This is a genomic window from Yersinia antarctica (genome assembly GCF_056636475.1).
In genome coordinates this window covers 960,114-985,230 of sequence record NZ_JBSJQF010000001.1, presented here as the reverse complement: position 1 = coordinate 985,230, position 25,117 = coordinate 960,114, and the positions used below count along the sequence as shown (strand labels likewise).

Genomic DNA, 25,117 nt, shown 5'->3' with positions numbered 1-25,117 from the left:
AATATTATTTCTTCTGTTCTGCCAACTTCTGGCAAAGCTCGCCTAAAGTCATATCTGGATTTTCCATAAACATTTCCGCATTCAGCGTCGCCCCGAATTCGCGCTTTGCCAGCACCATCAGCTCGACATAATCAAGGCTGTCGAGTTTTAGCTGATGCAGCGGCATATCCGGCGACAATGCCGACATTTCCAGATCTTTGGCGTCAGATAACATTTCACAAACGGTGTCATAGACGTGTTGATACTTTTCCATGGTCTTATCCTTATTTAGTGCGCGGCTAATGGCCACGTTTTTAATGTTACAGCGGTGGTAATTAATGCCCCAGCATCTAAGCAGGCCTGAATAGCGGCGCGCAATACCCAACCATCATCGGCATTACCGACGATAAGTGTTGGCTCGATGCTGTAGCGCAATGCGCCACGGACAAATAAATTTGGGTTATTGACGCCCATAAATTCAGCACTGAAATGCACGTCATGGTGAGTCTGGATGACTGGCACATGCTTAAAGACATCAATCAAGGTGTCAGCCTGAATGCCCGGTAACACCTGTTTTGCGGTGGCCAGTGTTTGTGGGGCTGCGACTAATAACTTAAACAGCAACGCATCGAAAAAACCCCAACATTCAGCAGGTTGCGTGGCATCTCCTGGATACTGTTGGCTTAACTGATGAAGGTTATCCGCCGAGAGGACCGACCAATGCTCGCTTTTTGACAATACCAACGCCGGTGCGCTGCGCAATTTGCTGTTAAAACAGTTTTCGCCGCTGCCAATATCCACCAGATTGCCACTGGCCTGGCTAGCCCCTTGCTCGAGTTGCAGGTAGTAGGGGGTATTGCACAGAACCGGCTGACGTAAACGGGTGTTAAAACGCAGAAAATCCGTTGCAGGCAAGCAGGGTAATAACCCAGCACTGAGCTGATATTTGATATCTAACATCGCACGCATACCATGTACGGTAAGTGCCTGTTGGCCGAACCGTTGTGCATGTTGCAGATCAAAATGGATCGGATTGTAATCGCCGGAAAACGCAGCCCAACGCTGTGCATCACTGAGGGTGTAGTTGAATATCATGCTCAATCCAGCCCGATAACCAAGGCGGCATTGGCGCCACCAAAACCGAAACTCAGGTTTAGGGTATTGCGCAGTGCTTTAGGTCGATGCCCCTCGCTGATGTAATCAAGGTCGCACTGTGGATCAGCATTTTTCAAATTACAGGTGGCGGGCATTATCTGATGCTCAAGCGCTTGCAGACAGATAATGGATTCAAAACTGCCCGCCGCCGCAATCAGATGGCCGGAATAAGATTTGGTACTGGACAGTGGCGTGGTATAAGCCGCTTCGCCAAAGGCCTGTTTAATGGCCTGAGTCTCATTGAGATCGTTAAGCTGGGTCGAGGTGCCGTGCAAGTTCACATAATCAATCTCATCAGCACTCAAACCGGCCTGTTGCAAGGCGTGACGGATAGTCTTCACCCGCGCCACCCGATCTTCCGCCGGTGCGGTGAAATCAAATGCATCAGAGTAGTTACCGTAACCTTTGATCTCACCGAGGATGGTCGCACCGCGTGCAATCGCACCTTCTCGTTCTTCCAAGCACAGTACCGCCGCACCTTCAGACAGCACAAAGCCGTTGCGATCCAAACTAAACGGGCAACTGGCTTTGGTGATATCGTCTTGCTCGCGCGCCAGTGCACCCAGAATATCGATATTCCATACTGCGGCATCGCTGCGCAATGATTCACCCGCCCCTGCCAGCATCATTGACGCCCGACCACTACGGATAATTTCAAATGCATCACCGATGGCAATGGTCCCGGTAGCGCAGGCAGCAATCGGGGAGTTCTGATAGCCGCGTAACCCCCAGTACAGGCTGCACGCCGCAGTGCCCGCATTAGGCATTGAGAGGAAGCAGCCAAAAGGCGTACCCAGCCCGGTTGCCAGATAACCTTCATAGTTATCATGTGTTTCATCCTGCCCCGCCCAACCGCTACCAATGATGGTTCCGCAGTCCAACAAGTCATAATAAGCCTCAGGAGATTGCTCGGCGAAGGCCATCCCCATCGCCTCTTTCGCTGCCGCCAGTACCAAACGGGCATAACGCGGTAGGCGGCGGCGGATAGCCGCAGGCACTGATTTCAGATTCGGCTCAGCATCAAGCAAACCAAAAAAGCGCGACTTGATACCCTGCTCAGATTTATCGTAATAACGATAACCCAATTGATAGTCCATAATCGCCGCCCAGCTCTGCTGTGCCGTCATGCCCATCGGGGTCACGCTGCCATAGCCGGTTACCACCACGCGGCGCTGTTTATTTGTATTTGTCATGATTTAATTCCTTTACTTTCCCTGCTGTTATCAACACCCCCCCCTAGCGCCAACCACAGTTTCATGGTGGCATTTAGGTAGTTATATTGAAGTTCGAGCAAATTGGTTTCACTGGTCAGCAGGGCATCCTGCGCATCCAGTAAGGTCTGAAATGAGACGGCACCTGCTTGATATTGGCTGTTAGTCAGGATTAGCCGACGTTGGCTGAGTTGCAGGTTTTGCCACTGATTCTGTTTTTGTTGCTGATAGCTCAGCCGTGCCGTCATCGCGTCATCGACATCTTTCAAGGCGCTATAAACCTTGCTGCGAAAATCAACAGCCGCCAATTTCACTTCCAGCTTTGACTGCTCGATGGTGAGCTGCACAGTGTTCCACTGGAGGAAAGGCAGCGCGCTGTTGACACTGAGTGTCCGGCTCGGGTTGCTAAACCATTGTGAAAACACCGCGCTACCGGCATCTAAACTCGCTCCTAGCGAAAGGGTCGGGTAGAAATTCAGCTTGGCAACATCAGATCCGGCCAAGGCTGCACGCAAGCGCCATTCGGCAGCCTGCACATCAGGCCGTTGAGCAATCACCTGTAACGGTAAACTTTCCGCTATCGCAACTTGCTGTTGTAAATCCAATGACTTGCGTTCGGCCTGACGATAATCAGGCGCGCGGTTAAACAGCAGTGCCATGGCATTACGTGCAGCTTCCCGCAGTTGTTCGAGATTTTGATACTGATTTTGTCTATCCAGCAGGGCTTGTTGTGCCTGCAATAGTTCAATTTCACTTGCATCCCCCGCCGCCAGACGCGAGCGCACAATGTTGAGCGTATCTTGCGAAATAGCTAACGCCGCCTGTTGGTAGCCCAACTGCTGGTTAAATTTAGCAATCTGCCAATAGAGATCCGCAGTGGTCCCAATCAGTGACAGTGCAGTTTCTTGTCGATCCTGTTCGGTCGCATTGACCAGCCAGGCGGATTGCTCACGGGCGCGGGCCAGTTTGCCCCACAAATCCAGCTCGTAACTCAGACCAAGCGAGGTGCTATAGCTTTCTCGCGGCTGGGTATTTTCATTCAGCGAACGGGTATTACTGCCCGCACCGGTCATGGTGATATCCGGTGTCAAATTGGTATTGGTCAGCCCTGCCGTCAGGCGCGCCTGCTGTAACTTCAGGCCAGCAGCAGCTAAGTCATTATTACTGACCAACATCCGACTGATGCTGTCAGACAGTTGTGGATCATCGAAATTTTCCCACCAGTGCACACTGTGATGCAGGTAACCCCCGCCAGTATCTTTAACCCGCCACTCCTCGGGAACCGACAGCATGGGGCGCTGATAATCGCTTTTCAGTGATGAACCGCAGCCGGTTAACAGCAGCATGATAAGTCCTACATTAATCAGTCTGCTCATTCTCGTGCCAGTGCCTCGGTTGGGTGCAAACGGGCGGCATTGCGCGCCGGGAAAAAACCAAACCCTAGCCCGATAAGCGCAGAGAAACTGCACGCCAGCACTAACGGCGGCCAGGTAAAAATCATAGTAAATTCTTGGGTAACCCACGAGAAAATCACCCCCGCCAGCGCCGAACCGATAATCCCAATCAAGCCGCCGAGAGTACAGATAACCACCGCTTCAATCAGAAACTGGATCATGATGTCACTGGGGCGAGCACCAACTGACAAGCGAATACCAATTTCATGGGTCCGTTCAGTCACTGACACCAGCATAATATTCATCACCCCAACCCCACCCACCAGCAACGAAATCGCGGCAATGGAAGTGATTAACAATGTCATCGAATCAGAGGTTTTCTGAATCGCTTTGCTCATCTGGTCATTGCTTAGAATGAAAAAGTCCCGCTGGCCGTGGGCCATATCCAGCAGCGTTTCAACCTCGCGCTGCACCTCATTCAGGTTGTAACCCTCACGTACCCGCACGGTGATTGATTCGAGTGGAATATCACCTGAAATGCGCTCGGTGAGTGAGGTATAAGGCATCCAGGCGGCCAATAACCCGCCAAATGACGAACCATTACGCTTGGCGACCCCGATCACCCGCAGAGGAATACCATCGAGTTGAACAATTTCGCCAATCGGATTTTCCCCAACAGCAAACAGGGTGTCACTGAGTTCAGGTTGCAAGATAACCACCGGCTCACGCGCATTGACGTGGTGCTGGGTAAAACCATCGCCCACAGTAAAACTCAGCCCTTTTACTTGAAAGAAACCGTTACTGACCCCAGAGAGCGAAATCATCACTTGTTTGTCGCCACGCACCGCGGCAACCATCTTGCTCACCACCGGTGACACGCTATCGACATAGGGTTGTTGACTAAGTAATGCCACATCTGCCTGCGTGAGTGCGCGCTCAAAATCAGGGCGCGGTTTATCCCAGCCCAATCCGGGACGAATATCCAGATTACTGGTACCCAGTTGACTGATTTCACTTAGAATTTCTTGACGCGCACCTTCGCCCACCGCCATGGAAGAGACCACCGATGAGATGCCGATAATGATGCCCAACATCGATAAGAAAGCACGGATACGATGCCCGAGCAGTGAGCGCCAGGCCATTTTGATAGCTTCCCTGACACTCAACCACCAGTGTGGCCGACCCGTTGCCAGTGTGGCGGGTAACGCGGCGTGAACAGCCTCCGTCTCAGACGCCTCATTATGGCGATCAGCAATGATTTCACCGTCGCTTATCTCAATAATGCGCTGGGCCTGATTAGCGATATTACGATCATGGGTCACGATAATAATGGTGTGGCCGGACTGATGCAGGCCATGCAATACTCCCATCAACTCTTGCCCACTGGCTCTGTCGAGCGCACCGGTCGGCTCATCGGCCAAAATAATACCGGCACCATTCATCAGAGCGCGGGCAATACTGACACGCTGCTGTTGCCCGCCCGAGAGCTGTGCTGGTTTGTGTAACAGGTGCTGACCAAGGCCTAAGCGGCGCAATAAATAGGTCGCACGCTCCTGACGCTCAGCAGATGGCATAGCAGTGTAAAGTGCCGGAATGACCACATTCTCCGTTGCCGTCAGATATGGCATCAGGTGGTAGCGCTGAAAAATAAAACCGATGTACTGGCTTCTTAATTGCGCCAGTTGCTCACTGCTGGCCTGCCGGGTAGAGATGTTATGAATCGACATCTCCCCCTGAGTTGGCTTATCAAGGCAACCAATGATATTCATTAGCGTCGATTTACCTGACCCGGAAGCACCGATGATCGCCACCATTTCGCCGCAACCAATAGACAGCGAGATATCTTTAAGGACCGCGACCGATTGGCTACCCGACGCAAAATGGCGATAAATTCCATTAAGTTCGATCAACGGACATGGTGAATCAATGGTATTAGCGCGCATTAGTGACTCCCGGAGGTGCACCCATTAGCACCACCTGATCACCTGGCTGTAAGCCTTCTTTTACTTCGGCATATTGATCATTACGCAGACCGAGCAATACCTCACGAACCACCGTTTGTTTGCCTTGGATGACCTGAACCTGATAGCGTTTATCTGACTGTTGACTCCCCAGCGCTGATAGCGGTACTCGCAACACATTTTTCGCCTGCGCGGTGATAATGAATACCTGCGCCGTCATTGATGTGCGCAATAGTCGCTCACGGTTGGCAATGCTGAATATGCCGTTGTAATAGACGGCAGAAGGTTGCTGACTGTTAGATGTGACGGAACTCTCTTCGCGCAAGCTTTCTGCCGACGCTTCCTGAATAGCATCCATCCGGCTCTCATAGCGGCGCTCGGGGTCAGCGACCACATAGAACCATAGTGGCTGCCCAACGCTGACTTTGAGAATATCGGTTTCTGAAATACGGGTGTGAACCGTCATGGTATCGACATTCGCCAGCACCAAAATTGTCGGCACGGTTTGCGAGGAAACAATGGTTTGCCCCTCTTTGGTGACAATCCCCAGTACTTCGCCGTCAATCGGCGCCATGATGCGGGTAAAACCCAGATTGGCTTTGGCGGTTTCCAGTGACATTTGGCTTTGCACAATTTGCGCTTCGTTAACGTGCAATTGTGCTAACTGGCTGTCGTATTGCGCCTGTGCTTTTTCTAGCGCACTTTTCACACCAGAACCTTCCGTTGCCAAAGTCTGTTGACGGCGAAATTCAAGTAGATATTGGCGTAACAATGCTTGGCTTGCCTGCTTTTGTGCCTGCGCGCTCTGTAATTCAGCTTCCGATTTACGTAACTCGTTTTGCTGCAAGGTCGGGTCTATTTCAGCTAACAATTGGCCACGAGTGACGCGATCGCCCTGTTTAACATAGAGTTTGGTTAGCTGCCCGTTGACCTGCGCGCCGACATTCACCTGCAATGAGGGTTTTAAGCTGCCGGTTGCCATGACGTTTCGTTCGATATCACCGCGACCAATAGTTTCGCTTAATTGCGGTACGTCCTGCTCGCTATTAGATAACCACAGCACTACCCCACCGCCGATAACTAACAGCAGTGTAATAAGCAGGATCAGGAGTAACCGTGGTCTGTTGTTCACTATGTTTATACGCATAATTAACCTGCAACCGGTGTCAGGCGGCTTAATGCCGCAGATTGCGCAAAACGCGCCAACTGACCGTCATTTAAGCGGAAAACACTGTCAAACATGGGTAAGACACTTTCACTGTGTGTCACGGTGATCAGTGTTTTCTGATATTCCCGGCAATGTGCCAATAAGGTCTGCATCACCTGATGGGCGGTATCTTCATCCAGATTGGCAGTAGGTTCATCTAACACCAATACCGGGCAATCGCTGTACATCGCTCTGGCCAGCAATAACCGCTGACGCTGGCCTAAAGAGAGTGCGGCATGGCTTTCACGTACCAAAGCGCTGAGGCCACCGGGCAACTTATCGATAACCGGGGTTAATTGCAGCCCTTGGAGTGAACGTTCAATACGTTGACGTTTTTCAGCATCGACATGCCCATCAAACAAAGTGATGTTTTGTAATACCGAGGCATTAAACAGGATATCTTCCTGGCTTTGCAGGAAGAACAAGGCATGGGCCTGCTGAAAATCTACCGGCTCCCCATCCACCAATACCTGCCCTTGCTGTGGTGGCATCAACCCCGCCATCACTTTCAACAAAGTACTTTTGCCCGCACCAGATTCCCCGATGATCGCCACACTTTGCCCACGAGTCAGTGACAGCGACAAATTGCGCAATACCGGCTGACTGGCGTCATAGGCAAAACGGATATTCTGATAGACCAATTGGCGGGTAAATGCCGGGATCGCCGGTGGGATCGGTGAATCGCTGCTTGAGGGGGTTGCCTCCCCAGCAGGGAACAGATCACGGGCACGGATATCAATGACATGCAGTTGGTTTTTCTGCAAAATCGCATAGAAGATCTTGGTGATATACGAGGTAAAGATCTCACGGACAAAGCTATAGGCAAAGAATTCCCCCAAACTCAGCGTCCCCTGCTTCAACAACGGCAACGCCAGCAGCATAAAGAACACCATTTCCAGGCTGCCGATCAGTTGATACAGACTATTTTTGACCTGATCGTAAATTTTTTTCTTCTGTAACGCACTGAATAATGAAAGTGCCAGACCGGCAAACACCCCTTGGCGTTGACTGGCCAAACCGGCTGATTTAATAGTGGAAAATCCCTGAATGGTTTCCAGAATAAAATCACTTTGCTCAGCACCTTTTACTTGTAACTGTTGGGTGTAATAACGGTCACGGTAGATGGCCCAAATACTGATAAGCCCCATCAGCATCACGCCGACGGCAGAAACCATCGCCAGCACCGGACTCATATAGCACATCACCGCCAGCGCAATAGCACCGATTATCCAGTCGGTACGCAGGCCGTTATCCAGTTCTATTTTTTGCGTAGCCGCCATTTGCCAGTTGGAGAAGCGGCTGAAAATATCACCCGGTGCGCGTTTATCAAAAAAGTTAAGTGAATGACTGAGCAAACGGGAGAAGCCGGCGACACTATTTAGCACCACAAAGTGTTTGATATAACGCTCGGTGATGTATCGCACGCAAAAAGCAAGTGACGTTGAGACCACAAAAGCCAATAGGAAATAGAAATAGGGGAAGTCTTTATCACCTGCAGAAGAAAACACGTCATTAATGGCGCTACTGACCATGGTCGGCATGATAAACAGCGTCAGCGAGATCAAAAATGCCAGCGTCATCAGCCAGTAGATGCCACGAACACTGGCGGTCTCTTTCAAGCTCATGCAGTCCAGTGCGCTCAATCGCGTACTGTGTTCAATTTTCTTCACCGCCTCTGGGTCTGCCGGTGTTTCTGGATCCAACACCAAGGCATAACCGCTAATTTCCGCTTTCAAAGCATCCATTGGCAACAATTGCTGACCGATTGCCGGATTCATCACACAGACATAGTTGCCTTTACGGTAAGCAAGTAACACGTAGTGGTTCGCGCCATAATGCAGAATGGCGGGCAGCGGTAAGGCAGACAGCTCCTGATGTTCAAACACCACCGGGTAAGCGGGTATCGCCAATTCAGATAAAATAGTACAAAGCGTAGCCAATGACGTGCCATGCGCCGAGGCAGGATAACGCTCCCGTAAGCTTTCCAACGGCGCGTTGATGCCTTGCGTCTGTGCCAGCATCGCAATACAGGCTAAACCGCATTCATTGGTTTCGCTTTGAAAAACTTGGGTCGGGATTATCTTTTCCATTTTCTACTATTCTTTATGAGTGCCATTATTCGTTAATAAAAAATAACGAATGTGAGTGCCATAACAGCCAATCTTGCGGATGTTGCGTCATTGATGTTTCAATCAATTCGGGTAATTTACTTTTCACTTCTCGCGCGCTAAGTGCAGGATAAATATTTATTTTTATTTCTTTGTCGTAGTACAGATAATAAAAAACCACCTGCGCTGAAAGTGCTCTGGCAAGGCGAATAATGCCACTGTGTAAATTGGCTGGGCGGTTGAATAATTGGCAGGGTATTTTTGCCGTTTCAGCCATCTGGTTATTGACGGTGTAATCCGGCGTAATATCTGGGAAAATCATAATATTGCGCTTATGCTCGGCCGCTTCAATGATGGCTTCCATCAGGTTACCGGCGATTGCACGGCTGTCAGCATGGATGGAACAATAGGAAATATTCACCCCGCCCATCTGCCGCGCCTGCTCTTCATACGCCTCGGCACTGGCTGATACCACCACGGTCGCCTGCCCCGGATAAGCATTAGCCCCCACCATGCCAGCGAGCACATCAGAAACCATATGCAGCGGCGCTAAAATAACCGGTGAGCCGGCCTCATGCAGTGCACGAACCTGGCTATCTAACTGCTGAGTACATGCTGCTAACTGAGCTAAAACCCGCCGGTTTTGGCCATAAGTCGCTGCCAGCTCCAATACCTGACGGCGCTGGGCGGTACGCATAAAATTCTGTGCTGATGGACTATTGTCACCATTCAATAAACACTGGCTGTTGGCCGCCGCCACTCGCGCCAGATTCTTCTGTCGCTTTGGCATCAAGCCTAAAGCCCGGCGCAAAGCACCGAGCATCAGTAAGAAACGATAATCACCGTGCCGTAACAGCCAGCAAGCCAGCCTGGCCTGCCCGCGGGCAAGTAACCGCCCACTCAAAGCCAGCTTGTCGAGCTGGTTTCTCCAGGCAAAGTAACCCCATACGGCTAACAGTCTCATTATTTCTCCAGCGCCTTATCGTGCTCGAGTAATGACAAGAGATGATCTGAGAACGCTGGGAATTCCCTGTCCTGTAACGCTATCCATTTTTTGCCAACAATAAAGCTCGGGGTGGCGTCTATCTTGTAATGCGCAGTCACTGCCGTCATATACGCGATCAATTCTTTAACTTCAGCTGACTGGCTTACTTGCTGATATTGGGCAACATCAATGCCATTGGCTTTTAGCCAGGTTTCGAGTTGGCTGTTATCACTCAGGTCAATGTTGTCTTCCAGTACCGCTTTGTAGGCACTTTGGCGATGCTGCGGTTCAATACCCATGACGGATAAAGTGGCGAAAATAGGTGCAAAACGCCCCAAGCCGGTGGTTTTATCACTGCTGATATGCAGGCGAACAAAACGCGTCCCTTCTGGCATGCGGTTTTCTAATTGGGTGACATTCTCTTCATTGATGGCGCAGTAATGGCAGCCATAAGAGAAGATCTCAATAATAGTTTTATCGTCTTTGATTGGGCTGTTTTCAACTTCACTGTTGCTGACAGCGAATAGGGTTTCCTGTTCATCCTGATTAAGAACGAAATAGTGGAAATAGGCCGTTGTTATCAATGAAGAAATAAGGATAACTAACAGTGTATAGCCTATAAAAAATCCCTTACTCCTAAACATATTTTTTTCAGTAGACATAGATTCAGTTCTATTCACAATCAGAGTTCAGGTAAGACATAAACAGAATCAAATAACATTTATGCCCACGAAATAATCTTTCTAACATTCAATTAATGCGAAAATTCTTGAATTTAAGCATCGATGATACATTTGAATAAATAAGTCAGGCAAGTACAGAAATCCCTCCCGCACTTGCCTGGGATACTATTAAATATCGATAAAAATTAACAAATACTTAATTAACGGCAGTTAGCAATGTTGCTAGGTGCAGAAGTAGTGCTTAATACTTTACCGTGTTTGTCAGTACAAGTAGTTACTGCCATGCAAGTTGCAGTTGTACCGCTAGTCTGCCACTGGAAAGTATCTTTACAAGTTTGACCAGTACCGCCAACGATTGTATTTGCAACTGCCATGTTCATTTTTTTCATGAGAAAATCCTTAAAAGAAAAATTTATAGCCTATTTATTTAATAGCCCATTGAAGTATGCGTTTCATTTTTAGGTTGTATACCCGTCATACTTCAAGCTGCATGTGTGTTGGCTACGCTCAATAACCCGAATCGCTTACTCATGTAAACTCATCGGGATTATCTCCCTTGCCGCCTTCTTGCAACTCGAATTATTTAGGTTATAGCCTAATACCTAACTAATCTAACGCAACAGCGTTATACTATATTAGTACAACACATTACAACTTAAAGATAACATTTATTTAATTTAAAATAATATATAAATAAATGCCATGGGAGCCCCCTGCAATATATAAACAACAGTAAAACCACCCAACTTATGAATATGAAAATAGCGAATTTAAAACACTATTTCATATTCATAATCATCATGCACTCAAATAATGAATGCATATAATTCTACATTTAGAGATAGGACATAATAACCACTCCACTCCCGCTAAATGTACCTGCGTCAGGCAATGCTGGCGCATGAAGTGTTGATTCGATCTGGAAAGGGGTGTTGCCTATCGCTGCCGTTACCGTCACGCCATTGGATAAGTCTTGCCCTGACACTTTTAAGGTCGAAGTCAGATTGCCATTTTGCCCAAGATTAATATTTTTCCCGCCGACCAGCGTTAATTTCACCGATGTTCTGGCTGTACAGTTGATAATGAGCGGTTCACTTTTTATCGCACCATCGACATTTTGCTGATTAAGCGAGCCGTGGTTGATATAGACATCATTGGTAACCTCACAGGTTTCTGGCGTTGGAGGAACCGCACCACAATAAGAGCCTGGGATCTGATTACCGGTAAAGTTTAAATCACCAACCCCTTGCCAATAGAGAATGCCAAAACAGGTGTTTGATGAACTCAAAACCGGGGTCGTGGTGCTCCAACTTCCAGAAGCGCCATTGCGACTGACAAACGCATCTCGCATGGTCTGCGCCGTTGCTCCTTGATAAACAATGACTCGCGTTGATGCCCCACTCGGGTTAACACACCGCTCAGCTTCAAGAGTGGAGTAGTGACATATCGCCACAGAACAAGATGAGGAGGTACAAAGTACGTTGCTCAACTCCTCCGTCGGCCAGGAGAATGTTCCGGTATATTGACCGCCGGTTCGTGTTTGCGTCGAAACCCAGGCACTGGCCTGACTATAAAGCGGAAATAAAAACAGTACGCAAGCAATTAGCCAGCAATATTTATGACTTAGTCGCATATTAGGCTTTGTCATTCGTTTAAGTTCCATTGTCTCTATCCGCATATCGGCATTTAAGCTGTTGATAATGATTTTCAGCGTTAACATATTCGTATTGAAATAAGATTAGAGGGGAGATCCCATTAATAATATTGCAGATTAAATGTTGCGACCGCATTGAACTCACCGCGCTTAATAGTACGTTGAGATATCGCCTCGGGTTCACCCCGAACATAAGCTTTCAAGGTAATAACGTTATTTCCTGTATCAAGTGCAATATCGTCACTCGACTGATTCAGATACAGAGGTGTCCCCGCCATTGTTTCAAGACCAATGGCGATTCCAACATCACTGCCATCAACCGCCAATAACCCAGGTAAATTAACACTATCATTACCAGTAAATACAATATTGGCTGTCGTACCTAAGCTGATATCGCAATCGACCAGATGTAGTTGAAACTGTTTGCCTGATGTACGCTGATTCGAATACAGATATTTATCGACGATAGTGCCAAAATTCAAACTAATAGCTTCATCACCGGGACGAATAGTGCAAGGCTCTGCGACCAAGGCGCCATGAAAACGCATATTGTCAGCGGCCGATACCGGTATCATCCAAAATAAATTCAGAATTAGAATACTTAAAATAGCTCGCCCACGGCGCATCAGCAGATTTAAATTAGTCATCATTTGATCCTATTGATAATCCACTAATAAAGTAGCGGTAGCCTCAAAACTTCCTTCACTTAATGTTGCCCCAGCAGCTTTAACAGGTACGGCCTTAAGTACCGGTGGGTTATTTTTGTCATAAGCAACACGGGTATTAAGTGCAAAAGGAACACCGTTTTTCAGTAAACGAATACCCAGATCCTGAACATCGGTTTGTATCGCTGCGGAGTCAAATGTAGTAACCGATGCACTGACAATCGTTAGACCTAATTCCAAACTGCTACTGGTTGTTTCGCAGGTCATGCTGTAAGGCACATCCCGGGTATAATTAATACCATCGATCTTGTTCACGCCCAGATTTTCCCCGAAAGGCACATCTATCGTATTTCCCCCATTAATCACACAAGGGGCGGGGTTAATTAATGTCCCCGTGAACAATACGTCATCCGCATACACCAGCGTGCTACTCAGTGTCAGTACCACCGCAATGGAACAACGCGATATCAGTGATCCGTTTTTCATTACTGATACTCCACAACCATGGTCGCTGTACCGTAAAAATCTCCCGCGCTCAACGTTGCACCGGGTTGTTTGACCGGTACGGCCTTCAGCACCGGGATAGTCGGATAGGAAAAGGTGAAAGCACTATTCAGTGACAATGCTTGATCATTACGTAGTAATTTGATCCCCAGCGCCGAATTATTCGTGCTCAAGACACTGGAATCAAAACCCGCACCATTTCCTTTAATTGTCATTTTCAGCGCATTGGATACAGCCCCAGTACAATTCAATGTATAGGTCACCGGCTGCATATACTGAGTGCCATCAACCCGCGAAGTCAGAACATCATTGCCAAAACCGACAAGGATAGTGCCGGTATTGTTAATCACGCAGGGCGGAGGATTAATTAATGTGCCGGAGAACAGCATGTTGTCCGCATAGGCCAACGTACTGCCGAGAGTCAGTACCACCGCAATGGAACAGCGTGAAATCAGTGAATTAATTTTCATTACTGGTACTCCACAACCAGGGTCGCTGAGCCGGAAAAATAGCCCGTGCTCAACGTTGCATTTGTTTGTTTAACCGGTACCGCCTGCAATACAGGAACATTCGGATAGGTAAAGTTGGATGCCGTATTCAGTGGGAATGACTGCCCATTACGTATCAACTTGATCCCCAGACCTGAATTACTCGTTTTCAAGACACTGGTATCAAAATTTGCCCCATTACCATTAATGCTTAATTTCAGTGCATTAGAGGCGGCCGAAGTACAGTTCAACGTATAATTCACCGGCTGCATGTAGTTGCTACCATCAATATTTGATGTCAGGACGGTATCGCCAAAATTAACGTTGATAGTATTGTTACCGTTAATCTCGCAAGGCGGTGCGGCAAAAATAGTGACTGAGACATTGACTGTCGCAGACTTATTTAATGCCCATGCTGAGCTACTTAACAACATAGTCATCACTGCGGCCGCTGTCCCTACGATGGCTGTCATCCCAAAGATGGACGTCATGGCCCGCCGGGTAACTATTCCCTTACAAACAACAGTCATCCCATATTCCTTATTCATCGTTCAGCCTGACACCCGCCCAGTATTCTTCTTATGCAGCGCCCTGAAATACACCGTTACTTGATGCTTTCAACCACAGAACACGTGCTCCCCGAACAGCTAAATATCAGCTTGGGACGACCGCCAAAATCATTGACATAAGTTAGTACCGGTTTGCTGCCCAATGCGGCGGCACTGACATCCAACATGCTTTGCGCTTTTGGTGCGATCATCAGCGGCTTGAAGTCGGCTGCTGTTTTCCCGGCTTTGCCGTCACTGGCATCGACCAACGTGATGTAATACGGCGTTGGGTTATTAACCTGATAACGATCACCCTGACGAGTCAGCTGTAACTTCTCTTGCCAAGGTGTCGACATATCAGCCTTTTGTGGCACGATGCTAACTGGGCGGTAGAAAAGTTTGATGCGCGTTTGCAGTGCAATCTGCAAAGTATTGGGTTTGTCCGACCGCGGTGGAATTTCACGCAGGTTAAAATAGAACAAGGTTTCCCGGTCTTGCGCCAACTGACTCACAGCAGGCAAGCTTTGTATTTTTAACTGACTCATCGCGCCAGGCTCTACTCGCTGAACCGGTGGAACTACCGTCAACGGTGAATTGATTTTGTTACCCTGCTCATCTTCAATCCATCCCTGCGCCAGATAAGGTAGCTCCTTATTCTGGTTGCTGATGTTCAAGCTGATCGACTTATCGCCGCCATTAAGAATCGCCCGGGTTCTATCCAGTGCAATCGCTGCTGTTGCTTGCTGAGCCATAAGTGCCGTCACCAAAATCGCGGTGATACGCAGTTTGTTATTCAATTTCATTACCTTTTCCTTCGAATTAATCTTGTCAGAACCTGGTGGCGCCGATCGTTTTCACTTAGCTGAACGGGCGGTTACCCGCAGGTTCATTACCAAACCTTTCTACTGCGACACCGGAGGTTTATCCCCCGTCGCTATTGGCTGGCAAGGCAACAGTAGATTCGCCAGTATTGCTGGAGAAAGAGCCTGCGGCAGAGTGATGCTGCATTGCGCCTTCCCATTCCAGTGTACTGACATGGTTTCACCGGCTTTGATCCCACTGAGATAGGTGGAACCGTCGTCATTAACAATGCCGGTCTCTTGCTGATTTTCATTTAACACGGTGGCCCCAAATGGCGGTGATGTGCCATCTGCCATACGTATCATGGCCATCGCTTTTTCGCCGGAAATCACATTAAAGCGGCGATAACCAATAGCACCTTCAGTCAATGTGACCTGGGCTATGGTTCCTCTGGCTTCAACATCGTCTGCCAGGTTATCGATATCTATACTGGCCCGATTGCGGTAGTAGCTATTCACATCACCAACCACAGCTTTACCAAACTGGTTGGTCCGTATCGATGAGCCATATCCCTGAACCGGAACGCCGGATACCCCTTGGGTATCGAGTAACAAGCGAGTGCCGCCAAGGGTATTAACCCGATGCAAAGCCCCGCCTTCAGGGGTGATAGTTGCCCCGCCCTGAATACCTAAACCAACAGAAGAGTATTGTCCTTCCTGATAGCTGGCGTTGGCATTGATATCCGCACTATTACCTATGTGGTTATAGTTACCACTGACTAGCGCGCCGCTACGTGCTACGCCGGTATTGATCTGGTAGTTGTTGTGAGCATCCAGACGATCGGTATAACCCACTCGCTGACTGTGTTCACGGCCACTCACCGTCGCGCTATAACTGATTGTTGCGCTGTTACCAAACGGCATCGACATGGAGAGATACACGCCATCGTCATTGCTTTCGTTATAGCGGTTACGGTAAGCCGAGAAGGTCAAACTGACGTTTTTCACTTTACCGATATCAAAATAACGCGAGAGCGACAGGTTATAGCGGTCATTCGCCGAGCGATCCCAATAGGTCTGATGGCTATAGTTCAGATACGCGCTCAGCCCCAGATCTTGAAATTGCTGGTTGAAGCTGATGGTGTACATCTCTTTATTGCCACCCACGTCATTGTTGCGATAACGCGCGTCGAGATATTCAGTCATGCTCATAAAGTTACGTTCAGAGAAGCGATAGCCAGCAAATGTCACCTGACTGCCTGTTTCCTGAAAGTTTTTCGAATAGTTGACTCGGTAAGAGCCGCCACTCAACGTACCTTGCTCGGGTAAATTGGCCCAAGATTGGGTCATATCAACCGATACGGCACCAAATTCCATCAAATCACGGCCAACCCCGATGGATGCCGCTTGATATTCGTTTTCACCACTGATCCCACCACCAAACAATGACCAGCCGCTATTGATCCCCCAGGAGAATTCCCCGGTACCAAATACTGGCCCTTCAGACCGACGTCCGATATCCGAAGGCTTACCGGCAGCCATGCGATAGCGCACCATGCCAGGGCGGGTCAGATAAGGAATACTGGCGGTATTCACTTGGAATTGTTGAACTTGTCCGTCAAGTTCCTCGACTCGCACATCCAGCGTGCCGGAAACAAAACTGTTCAAGTTCTGAATACGGAAAGGACCGGCCGCGACCAGTGTTTCACTCAACACACGCCCTTGCTGACTCACAACAACTCGCGCGTTGGTACGGGCAACACCAGTAATTTCAGGGGCATAGCCACGCAAATTAGGCGGTAACATATTGTCATCGGTCGCCAGACTAGCGCCGCTAAAGCGAAAGCTATCAAAGATGGCGGAGTTCAGAAAATCTTCACCCAGCGTCAACTTGGCACCCAAATTCGGGATAGCGCGATAGGCGTAATAGCGGCTCCAATCCCACTGACGCTCAGTCGATGAACCCGATGATTGGTCAACCCGCGTTTGCCAATCAGCACGGAATCGCCAGGCACCCAAGTTAGCGCCGGTGGTCCCGTTTCCGCTTAACGTATTGTTATTGGTATTGTTCGTTTCCTGGCGGTTCAATTGCCCTAACAAGTTGTAATCGAACAGCACTCCGGGAATACCATCCTCCCAACGAGAAGGGGGATCCCAATCGGGTTCGCTGTATTCCAGCCAGGCTTGCGGCACACTCAGGTACAGTGCTGACTTCGCCAAATCACCTTCCACGGTCAGACCGGGTAAGCTGCTGATATCGAGACACTCCCCATTACGCGACCAGGTCAGCTTTTGGAAGCTGTCTTCTTTCAATGCCAGCAACTCAATTAACTGGGGTGTTAAACAGGCCTCACTTTTATTAGGATCTTTTTCTGAGACGTAGAACACAACCGGCTGTTCGCTGAGCTCCTGCTTATTCATACTAACCAATAAGTTATAGTGCCCAGGCATGATGTAGCCGCGTTGGGAGAACTGACTCAGGTCAAAATTAGCGCGATCCTTGGTATCCAGCACATCGGTATTAAACTGAATATCATCACGGGCTTGCGCTCCATAAGCATTGCCACTTAATGCAACTGCAATCAAAATTCGCAATAAATCACGACGGGCAAAACCGGAGGTGATGGAACGAGCGGATACCATGGGATATGTCACCTTACTCATTGAAATCAGTAATAATCCAATTTGAAACGAACGCTAGAATGATAAGTTCCAGCACGCAGTGTCTTACCATTGCCCACTAACCGCAGGGCATAATTGAGTTTCATATCAGCAGGAATTATATTGATCTCCGGTGATGCCACCCCTGGCGTCGAAACATTGCCTTTATCATCAATAATTTGCATTGCCACTCCTTCGGCTTCACCATTAACTGCAAAATTATTACCGTCTGCGGCACCGTCAAATGTCACAACAAAATGCTGCTGGTTCGACTTATCTGGATCAGGGTGAGCTATCGTGCAATGCAGCAACCGAATCTCAAACGGGTGTTCATCCCCTGCACCGTTCTGAACCAATTTACCAATAGGCAAAATCGCCATATCGATGGTCTGTTCCAAGCTTCCGGGCTCTATCGCACAAGCAGTATCAGTAATACTTCCTTCCATACTCACGCGGCCCCAGGCTGTTTTCATGGGATCTGCCGTTACCGGTAAACTCAGCAATAACGCCATCAGTAAGGAAGGAGGCACTATCAAAAAAAAAGACCTGGACATAAATCACCTAACTCATCCAATACGTATCTTTCTCAAGAGAAAAGACATGCGGATAAATCCGCATGTCCAATTAAAAAAGGGGGGCTTATTGGTAAGCCAGCATGAAGTTAGCTACGCTTGAGAAGCTACCTGGTTTGATAGCGTCAGAAGCTGTGCTGCCCTGCAGGTAAGCAGAGAATGCCAAAGTGTTGTTGCCGGTGATCAGAGTCTGTTCAGCAGTTGCTTGACCCAGTTTCACAACAGAACCAGTACCATCAACGATGGCGATACCAGCGCCTTCAGCCAGACCAGTGATGCCCAGCAGGCCAGGTACTGCTTCTGATTCTGCACCGCTAAAAGTAGTGGTTACAGTTTTCAGAGTAGCGATGTCACAGTTTTCCAGTTTGATGTCGAACTTTTTGGCAGGGTTTGATTTGCCGCCATTCTGCAGAAGTACGTTAGAGATCTGACCCATTTCAACAGTCTGAGAATCAGAACCTGATGCGATTGAGCAAGGTGCATCAATGATTGAACCATTGAAAGTCACAGTACCCTGGCCTTGATCAGCAGCGTTAGCCATAGAAGCAAAACCTAATACCAGAGCAGCAGCTAAGATTGTTTTATTCAGTTTCATTACGTGATTCCTTTATACACAATTAAAATTTAATACACTGATTTGCTTTGAAAAAATCAAAGTAAATACCGCGTAGAAGTTGTTTTAAAATACAAATGCATGTTGCTTCTTGCCGTTAAAATACCAAAGGACAAGCTGAGAACTGCACAGAGCCATAAAGTCAATATGTAGGCATTGGTAACGCCTGCACATTAAGAAAAAAATTCAAATAACGTTTAAAGCCCTTATTTTGTTCGAGGCAGATAATACAAATATAGGCATCTAGTTGATAGTCATTTAATTCAAATAACTATAATTCAGAGTGTTTAACTTAATTGATTACAGTAACGAAATAAAATCGATAAGATTGATCGATAAACATTATACCCTCGACATATAACACTCCAAAAATAAGCATCCCGACACATTTGATCGCTAAAGAGCGATTTTTCAAAATTAATGATTGCTTATTTCATGACCCAATCTATAATCGACATTAAATCCTTAACATTTCAGCCTAAGAAGCAGAAAAACCTTAGTAATAATGGTATAAACACCCAAGAACCCTTTGATTCCTTCTTAGGTTAGCTTGGTTTTTTTATATGTTAAATCTCAACAAAACCCATAAAAAATAAATCAATAGATTGATTTTAAAGGTTTTTATTAAATTACTTAAAATATCATTTATTTCACATGCAAATTAATAACCCTATTTTCCTTATGCGGCAAAAATGACAAAAAGTTAAATCCTGAGCGTAAGATACTGGGTGACAAAATACAGAATATAAAAACATATAAAAAGGAATGAGAACACAACCACGTTAATGTAAGAACAATTACCGATAGCGTAGGAAATATCCACATAATATGTAGGAAACACTGATTAGAAATAAAGAATATAGGAAATTTAAAGTTATACATTCTCAACATATAAATTTAATAGGGTAAATAACAATGAAACCGAAGAATCAGAGAAAAGAAGAAGTGATGGGTATTCTGGAGGACCACTGTAATTCGTTAATGGAGCAGTTTACTGAGTCGCCACCACCTGTTATCAATTGGCCAAAAACCAGAGAACTTGCCGATAAAGCGCACTTGGATATTTATACGGCAAGATTGGTATTAATGAAGCTAGTCGAGGAAGACAGGGCCAGAATGTCAGAAACCAAAGTGATGAACTCATTACGCTGGTTTGTTACTCAGCCAGAAAAAAAATGAAACGGCCATCATCTTAGAATAAAAACATTATTTTTCAACGAGATAAATTTGAATAGCGATAAAGATTCAGCTTTAATTGCTGCCAGACACTATCCCATTGAGCTGTTATAACCCCAATATTGGACAATTAGTTAACCTGTTTCCGTACAACAGGATGTTAGCTATATATGTAACTTGTTGATAGAAAAATGAAACTTTGTTTACCCCCATCTATAAGACCCACTCTTTCAGTACCAGTGCTCAACCTTGTTGTTATGGCGCTGATGTCCATTACCTTTGTCACCATGATGCACTATGAAATCAACCGAGGAGGGGCTGGGCTTCATCTTCCTGCCAATATAATCATCTGGGCCATGATGGCACTGCTGACGATAACACTCTATTTACCCCATACTGAAGCCACTCAGCTTGTAAATTCTCCTGGCCGTTTGTGGCTGCTGTTTGGCGCCTTGATGATAAGCCTGCCGGGGCTATTTCCTGCCTCATTACAGCATGTCGTTGCCTGGTTACCGCGGATTTTAGGCCTGTGGGGTGGGATAATACTGCTACTGGGGTTGTTCCGCCTGAAACTGAATGTAGCCCTGCGACAGAGATGGCTGGTGATCATCCTCTTGTCGGCCTGGGGGCAAGCTGTGCTGACTCTGTTGCAATTTTTTGTTTTTACATCCGATAATTGGATGGAATATGATAGTGCACAGCGGCCTTATGGCATATTCCAGCAAACCAATGTACTGGCAAGTTACCTGGCAACCGGTTATAGCATTGCAATCTATCTGTTTATGTTATCAAGCAAGCGGGCCGTTCGAGGCATCAGCACACTTACCCTGCTGCTATTCCCAGGCTTATTGGTGCTGTTGCAATCAAGGATCGGTTGGGTTGGCGGGATAACAACCTTGCTATTACTGTCGCTATATTACTGGCGTCAGCGACAGATAGCCTGGGTGTGGCTGAGTAGCCTGCTGAGTTTACTGGTCGCCGTTTATCTGTTGGAACAGATGAATATCGGTATGCATGTATCCAAAGATGCCAGCAACACCGAGCGCTGGCTGATACTGCAATATACCTGGCAGATGATACAGCTGCACCCATGGCAGGGTTGGGGATATGGTAGCTTTGAGTCAAGTTTTGCCCATGAGTTGGCGCAGCATTGGCGGGTACCGACTTACTTAACTTATCCTTCCCACCCTCATAATGAAGTGCTTTATGGTTGGGTTGAGGGTGGCATTGCCGCACTGATCGGGATGTTGCTATTGGCTATCGGCTATGTGAAGCCACTCTTAATGCAACCAAAAACCGTTTTCCCTCTGTGGGTTCTCACGTTGCCGATCGCGTTGCATTTGATGACGGAGTTCCCTCTTTATCAATCAGCAGCCCACTGGCTGGTGCTGATTTTACTTGGCCGCCTGATGGTTACAGAAGATATGCTGCAACCCACCACATCGAAGCCAACTTGCTGGCAACGCTGGCTGCACACTGCCGTGATTTTATCGGCGCTATGCACACTGGTGTTTATGGTGACAGGCTTTAAAACTGGCCGGGTACTCACACTGGCCGAGAGAAGTGGCTTGGTTAACATGCAGCCTTTAGATAGCCTGACCAATCCCTATATCCAGTGGGAAAGGTATCAATATATAAGAAATGTTAATCTATTATTGCGATTTAACCAGCATCCTGACCCCATGTTATTACGCCAATTTAGGGTATGGGCCGAGCAGTATATTCAATTACACAATGATCCGAATGTTTATCAAAGTCTGATCATGATTGCTCGGTATCAGAAGGAAACAGCTTACGCCGATCAGTTGTACCAAACTGCTCGCGCTTTATTCCCCGCCAACCCAGCCTTTCAATAACGCCGACCTTATCAGCAATCACAAATCACCTGGCCCCTAAATCAAGGGGCTTATTACACCGTTTGCGGGCAGCCTCGAGTTTTACCTATGTCAGTTTTGGGGCTGCTGGGCTAGTATATTGGCTGGAAAAAGGACTTGATGAATGGTTGTAATTACAGCCCTTCTGTTTCAAGCTCATAGCTTATTTTTATCGGCTGTTGTGCCGGCATTGATAGCGAGATTTCCGTGTTAACCGTAAAATCATGTGATAGCTAACGATAATAATAAAAATCACAATTAACTTTAAATTCAATGGACTATAAATCATAACCACATGAATAATACCGATAAACTCGATTCTCACACCCCGATGATGCAGCAGTATCTTCGGCTCAAGGCCCAGCATCCTGACATTCTATTGTTCTACCGGATGGGGGATTTTTACGAACTGTTCTACAGTGATGCCAAGCGAGCTTCACAGCTACTGGATATCTCACTCACTAAACGCGGAGCCTCCGCAGGTGAGCCTATTCCGATGGCTGGGGTACCTTATCATTCGATAGAAAACTATCTGGCGAAGCTGGTCCAGTTAGGTGAGTCTGCCGCAATTTGCGAGCAAATCGGTGATCCCGCCACCAGTAAAGGGCCAGTTGAGCGTAAAGTAGTGCGTATCGTGACACCAGGTACTGTCAGTGATGAAGCTCTGCTACAAGAACGTCAGGATAATCTGCTGGCGGCTATCTGGCAGGATGCGCGCGGTTTTGGCTATGCGACGTTAGATATCAGCTCCGGTCGTTTTAGGGTTGCACAACCCGCAGATCTTGAAACCATGGCTGCCGAGTTGCAGCGAACGCATCCCGCAGAGTTACTTTACCCAGAAAACTTTGAGCAGATGTCGTTGATAGAACACCGGCATGGCTTGCGCCGCCGTCCATTATGGGAGTTTGAGCTAGAAACCGCCCGTCAGCAGCTTAATCTGCAATTCGGCACCCGTGATTTAATCGGGTTTGGTGTAGAGCAAGCCCATCAAGCACTGCGCGCTGCGGGTTGCCTACTGCAATATGTCAAAGATACCCAACGTACCTCTCTACCCCATATCCGCGGTTTAACCATGGAGCGCCAGCAAGATGGCATTGTTATGGATGCCGCGACCCGTCGTAACCTTGAACTGACCCAGAACCTGTCTGGTGGGTCTGAAAATACGTTAGCTGCTATTCTCGATTGCAGTGTGACCGCAATGGGCAGCCGCATGCTAAAACGCTGGCTGCATATGCCGGTTCGCGATATCAAGGTATTAAGCGATCGCCAACAAGCAATCGGCGGCTTACAAGATATCACCGCCGAACTGCAAACGCCGTTGCGTCAGGTAGGCGACTTAGAACGTATTCTGGCTCGTTTGGCGCTGCGCACTGCGCGCCCAAGAGATTTAGCGCGGATGCGCCATGCTTTCCAGCAATTGCCGGAGATTCACCGTCTACTGCAATCGGTGGATGTTCCCCACGTGCAAAATTTGTTGTCACAAGTCGGCCAGTTTGATGAATTACAGGATCTATTGGTGCGGGCAATTGTAGAAGCACCGCCAGTGTTAGTACGTGATGGTGGTGTCATTGCGCCGGGTTATAATTCTGAACTCGATGAATGGCGAGCTCTGGCCGATGGTGCTACCGATTATCTGGATCGGCTGGAGATCCGTGAGCGTGAAAAGCTGGGCCTGGATACACTGAAGGTCGGTTTTAATGGCGTCCACGGCTATTACATTCAGGTAAGTCGTGGTCAGAGCCACTTGGTTCCGATTCATTATGTCCGTAGACAAACCCTGAAGAATGCTGAGCGCTATATCATTCCAGAACTGAAAGAGTATGAAGACAAGGTTCTGACCTCTAAAGGCAAAGCGCTGGCGATTGAAAAAGGGTTATATGAAGAGATTTTCGATCTTCTGTTGCCACATCTGCCTGAATTGCAAATCAGTGCTAATGCGTTGGCGGAGCTGGATGTACTGGCGAATCTGGCTGAAAGAGCGGAAACACTCAACTACAACTGCCCAATCCTGAGTGATAAACCGGGGATTAAAATTACCGCTGGCCGCCATCCGGTCGTCGAGCAGGTTCTCAGTGAGCCCTTTATTTCTAACCCGCTGACGTTATCACCTCAGCGGCGGATGCTGATCATTACCGGCCCGAATATGGGGGGTAAAAGTACCTATATGCGCCAAACAGCCTTAATAGTTTTGTTGGCACACATGGGGAGTTATGTTCCGGCGGAAAGCGCTATCATTGGCCCGGTTGATCGCATATTTACCCGCGTAGGTGCCGCTGACGATCTGGCTTCAGGCCGTTCCACCTTCATGGTCGAAATGACGGAAACAGCCAATATCCTGCATAACGCCACGGAGCAAAGTCTGGTGCTGATGGATGAGATTGGTCGCGGTACATCCACTTATGATGGCCTTTCATTAGCCTGGGCTTGTGCTGAAAATCTGGCGAGCCGTATTAAAGCGATGACGCTGTTCGCCACTCATTACTTTGAGTTAACCACCCTACCGGAAAAAATGGAAGGTGTGGTAAACGTCCACCTTGATGCTCTGGAACATGGCGAAACTATCGCCTTCATGCACAGTGTGCAGGATGGGGCAGCCAGTAAAAGTTATGGTCTGGCAGTCGCAGCCCTGGCCGGTGTACCACGTGATGTGATTAAGCGGGCACGGCAAAAACTGAAAGAGCTCGAGTCCCTGTCTAATAATGCCGCAGCCAGTAAGATTGATGGCTCACAACTGACATTGTTAAATGAAGAGACACCACCTGCGGTTGAAGCATTGGAAGCACTGGACCCAGACTCATTATCACCACGTCAGGCATTGGAATGGATTTATCGCCTGAAGAATATGGTGTAAACGGGCATAAAAAAACGGTGAACATCTG

The 25,117-nt window shown here is 47.8% G+C and carries 22 protein-coding genes; 3 read left to right on the top strand and 19 right to left on the bottom strand.

From position 1 onward, the window contains the following. Positions 1–4 precede the first annotated feature (4 nt). The 19 genes from ACWJJO_RS04365 to ACWJJO_RS04275 form a co-directional block, all read right to left on the bottom strand. Positions 5–253, bottom strand: coding sequence for an acyl carrier protein (locus tag ACWJJO_RS04365; protein WP_042568505.1), 249 nt, complete (start codon positions 251–253; stop codon positions 5–7). A 14-nt stretch (positions 254–267) separates the two neighbouring features. After that, positions 268–1,074, bottom strand: a complete 807-nt coding sequence (locus ACWJJO_RS04360; protein WP_481090676.1) for a hotdog family protein — start codon at positions 1,072–1,074, stop codon at positions 268–270. A gap of 2 nt (positions 1,075–1,076) precedes the next feature. Then, positions 1,077–2,327: a beta-ketoacyl-[acyl-carrier-protein] synthase family protein gene (locus ACWJJO_RS04355; RefSeq protein WP_372568713.1), complete on the bottom strand. Its 1,251-nt coding sequence runs from the start codon at positions 2,325–2,327 to the stop codon at positions 1,077–1,079. Beyond that, positions 2,324–3,721, bottom strand: coding sequence for an efflux transporter outer membrane subunit (locus ACWJJO_RS04350; RefSeq protein WP_102970466.1), 1,398 nt, complete (start codon positions 3,719–3,721; stop codon positions 2,324–2,326). The genes ACWJJO_RS04355 and ACWJJO_RS04350 overlap by 4 nt, the downstream gene beginning before the upstream one ends. Continuing rightward, the gene (locus ACWJJO_RS04345; protein WP_481090675.1) at positions 3,718–5,682 is read right to left on the bottom strand and encodes an ABC transporter permease; all 1,965 of its coding nucleotides are present in this window, start codon (positions 5,680–5,682) and stop codon (positions 3,718–3,720) included. Before ACWJJO_RS04345 ends, ACWJJO_RS04350 begins: the two co-directional genes overlap by 4 nt. Next, positions 5,672–6,847: an efflux RND transporter periplasmic adaptor subunit gene (locus tag ACWJJO_RS04340; RefSeq protein WP_481090674.1), complete on the bottom strand. Its 1,176-nt coding sequence runs from the start codon at positions 6,845–6,847 to the stop codon at positions 5,672–5,674. The genes ACWJJO_RS04345 and ACWJJO_RS04340 overlap by 11 nt, the downstream gene beginning before the upstream one ends. A gap of 2 nt (positions 6,848–6,849) precedes the next feature. Next, positions 6,850–8,997: a peptidase domain-containing ABC transporter gene (locus tag ACWJJO_RS04335; RefSeq protein WP_083160363.1), complete on the bottom strand. Its 2,148-nt coding sequence runs from the start codon at positions 8,995–8,997 to the stop codon at positions 6,850–6,852. Positions 8,998–9,022: 25 nt separating this feature from the next. Beyond that, positions 9,023–9,979 (bottom strand): lysophospholipid acyltransferase family protein, encoded by a 957-nt coding sequence (locus ACWJJO_RS04330; RefSeq protein WP_420073182.1) that lies wholly within the window; start codon positions 9,977–9,979, stop codon positions 9,023–9,025. Beyond that, positions 9,979–10,644, bottom strand: coding sequence for a DsbA family protein (locus ACWJJO_RS04325; protein ID WP_083163845.1), 666 nt, complete (start codon positions 10,642–10,644; stop codon positions 9,979–9,981). Before ACWJJO_RS04325 ends, ACWJJO_RS04330 begins: the two co-directional genes overlap by 1 nt. Positions 10,645–10,883: 239 nt before the next feature. Continuing rightward, a complete protein-coding gene (locus tag ACWJJO_RS04320) occupies positions 10,884–11,072 on the bottom strand; it encodes a DUF4762 family protein (RefSeq protein WP_005167317.1) in 189 nt (62 codons plus the stop codon). A gap of 446 nt (positions 11,073–11,518) precedes the next feature. Continuing rightward, positions 11,519–12,346, bottom strand: coding sequence for an MrpH family fimbial adhesin (locus tag ACWJJO_RS04315; RefSeq protein WP_481090673.1), 828 nt, complete (start codon positions 12,344–12,346; stop codon positions 11,519–11,521). A gap of 92 nt (positions 12,347–12,438) precedes the next feature. Continuing rightward, positions 12,439–12,984, bottom strand: coding sequence for a fimbrial protein (locus tag ACWJJO_RS04310; RefSeq protein ID WP_083160367.1), 546 nt, complete (start codon positions 12,982–12,984; stop codon positions 12,439–12,441). Positions 12,985–12,993: 9 nt separating this feature from the next. Continuing rightward, on the bottom strand, positions 12,994–13,488 hold the full coding sequence (locus ACWJJO_RS04305) for a fimbrial protein (RefSeq protein ID WP_083160369.1): 495 nt from the start codon (positions 13,486–13,488) through the stop codon (positions 12,994–12,996). Then, positions 13,488–13,976: a fimbrial protein gene (locus ACWJJO_RS04300; RefSeq protein WP_083160371.1), complete on the bottom strand. Its 489-nt coding sequence runs from the start codon at positions 13,974–13,976 to the stop codon at positions 13,488–13,490. Before ACWJJO_RS04300 ends, ACWJJO_RS04305 begins: the two co-directional genes overlap by 1 nt. Further along, the gene (locus tag ACWJJO_RS04295; RefSeq protein WP_193784839.1) at positions 13,976–14,524 is read right to left on the bottom strand and encodes a fimbrial protein; all 549 of its coding nucleotides are present in this window, start codon (positions 14,522–14,524) and stop codon (positions 13,976–13,978) included. The genes ACWJJO_RS04300 and ACWJJO_RS04295 overlap by 1 nt, the downstream gene beginning before the upstream one ends. A gap of 74 nt (positions 14,525–14,598) precedes the next feature. After that, positions 14,599–15,345: a fimbria/pilus periplasmic chaperone gene (locus ACWJJO_RS04290; RefSeq protein WP_372568708.1), complete on the bottom strand. Its 747-nt coding sequence runs from the start codon at positions 15,343–15,345 to the stop codon at positions 14,599–14,601. Between the two features lie 99 nt (positions 15,346–15,444). Further along, positions 15,445–17,985, bottom strand: a complete 2,541-nt coding sequence (locus tag ACWJJO_RS04285) for an outer membrane usher protein (RefSeq protein ID WP_193784720.1) — start codon at positions 17,983–17,985, stop codon at positions 15,445–15,447. A 26-nt stretch (positions 17,986–18,011) separates the two neighbouring features. Next, complete coding sequence (locus tag ACWJJO_RS04280) at positions 18,012–18,515, bottom strand: fimbrial protein (RefSeq protein WP_193784840.1); 504 nt, start codon at positions 18,513–18,515, stop codon at positions 18,012–18,014. 127 nt (positions 18,516–18,642) lie between these two features. Next, the gene (locus ACWJJO_RS04275) at positions 18,643–19,170 is read right to left on the bottom strand and encodes a fimbrial protein (RefSeq protein ID WP_083160381.1); all 528 of its coding nucleotides are present in this window, start codon (positions 19,168–19,170) and stop codon (positions 18,643–18,645) included. Positions 19,171–20,103: 933 nt separating this feature from the next. On the opposite strand from ACWJJO_RS04275, the gene ACWJJO_RS04270 reads away from it, so the two are divergent. The 3 genes from ACWJJO_RS04270 (at position 20,104) to mutS (ending at position 25,089) form a co-directional block, all read left to right on the top strand. After that, positions 20,104–20,367, top strand: coding sequence for a faeA-like family protein (locus ACWJJO_RS04270; protein ID WP_083160383.1), 264 nt, complete (start codon positions 20,104–20,106; stop codon positions 20,365–20,367). A gap of 263 nt (positions 20,368–20,630) precedes the next feature. Continuing rightward, positions 20,631–22,220, top strand: coding sequence for a PglL family O-oligosaccharyltransferase (locus ACWJJO_RS04265; protein ID WP_481090672.1), 1,590 nt, complete (start codon positions 20,631–20,633; stop codon positions 22,218–22,220). 313 nt (positions 22,221–22,533) lie between these two features. Beyond that, positions 22,534–25,089: a DNA mismatch repair protein MutS gene (mutS, locus tag ACWJJO_RS04260; RefSeq protein ID WP_420072832.1), complete on the top strand. Its 2,556-nt coding sequence runs from the start codon at positions 22,534–22,536 to the stop codon at positions 25,087–25,089. Positions 25,090–25,117: the final 28 nt, after the last annotated feature.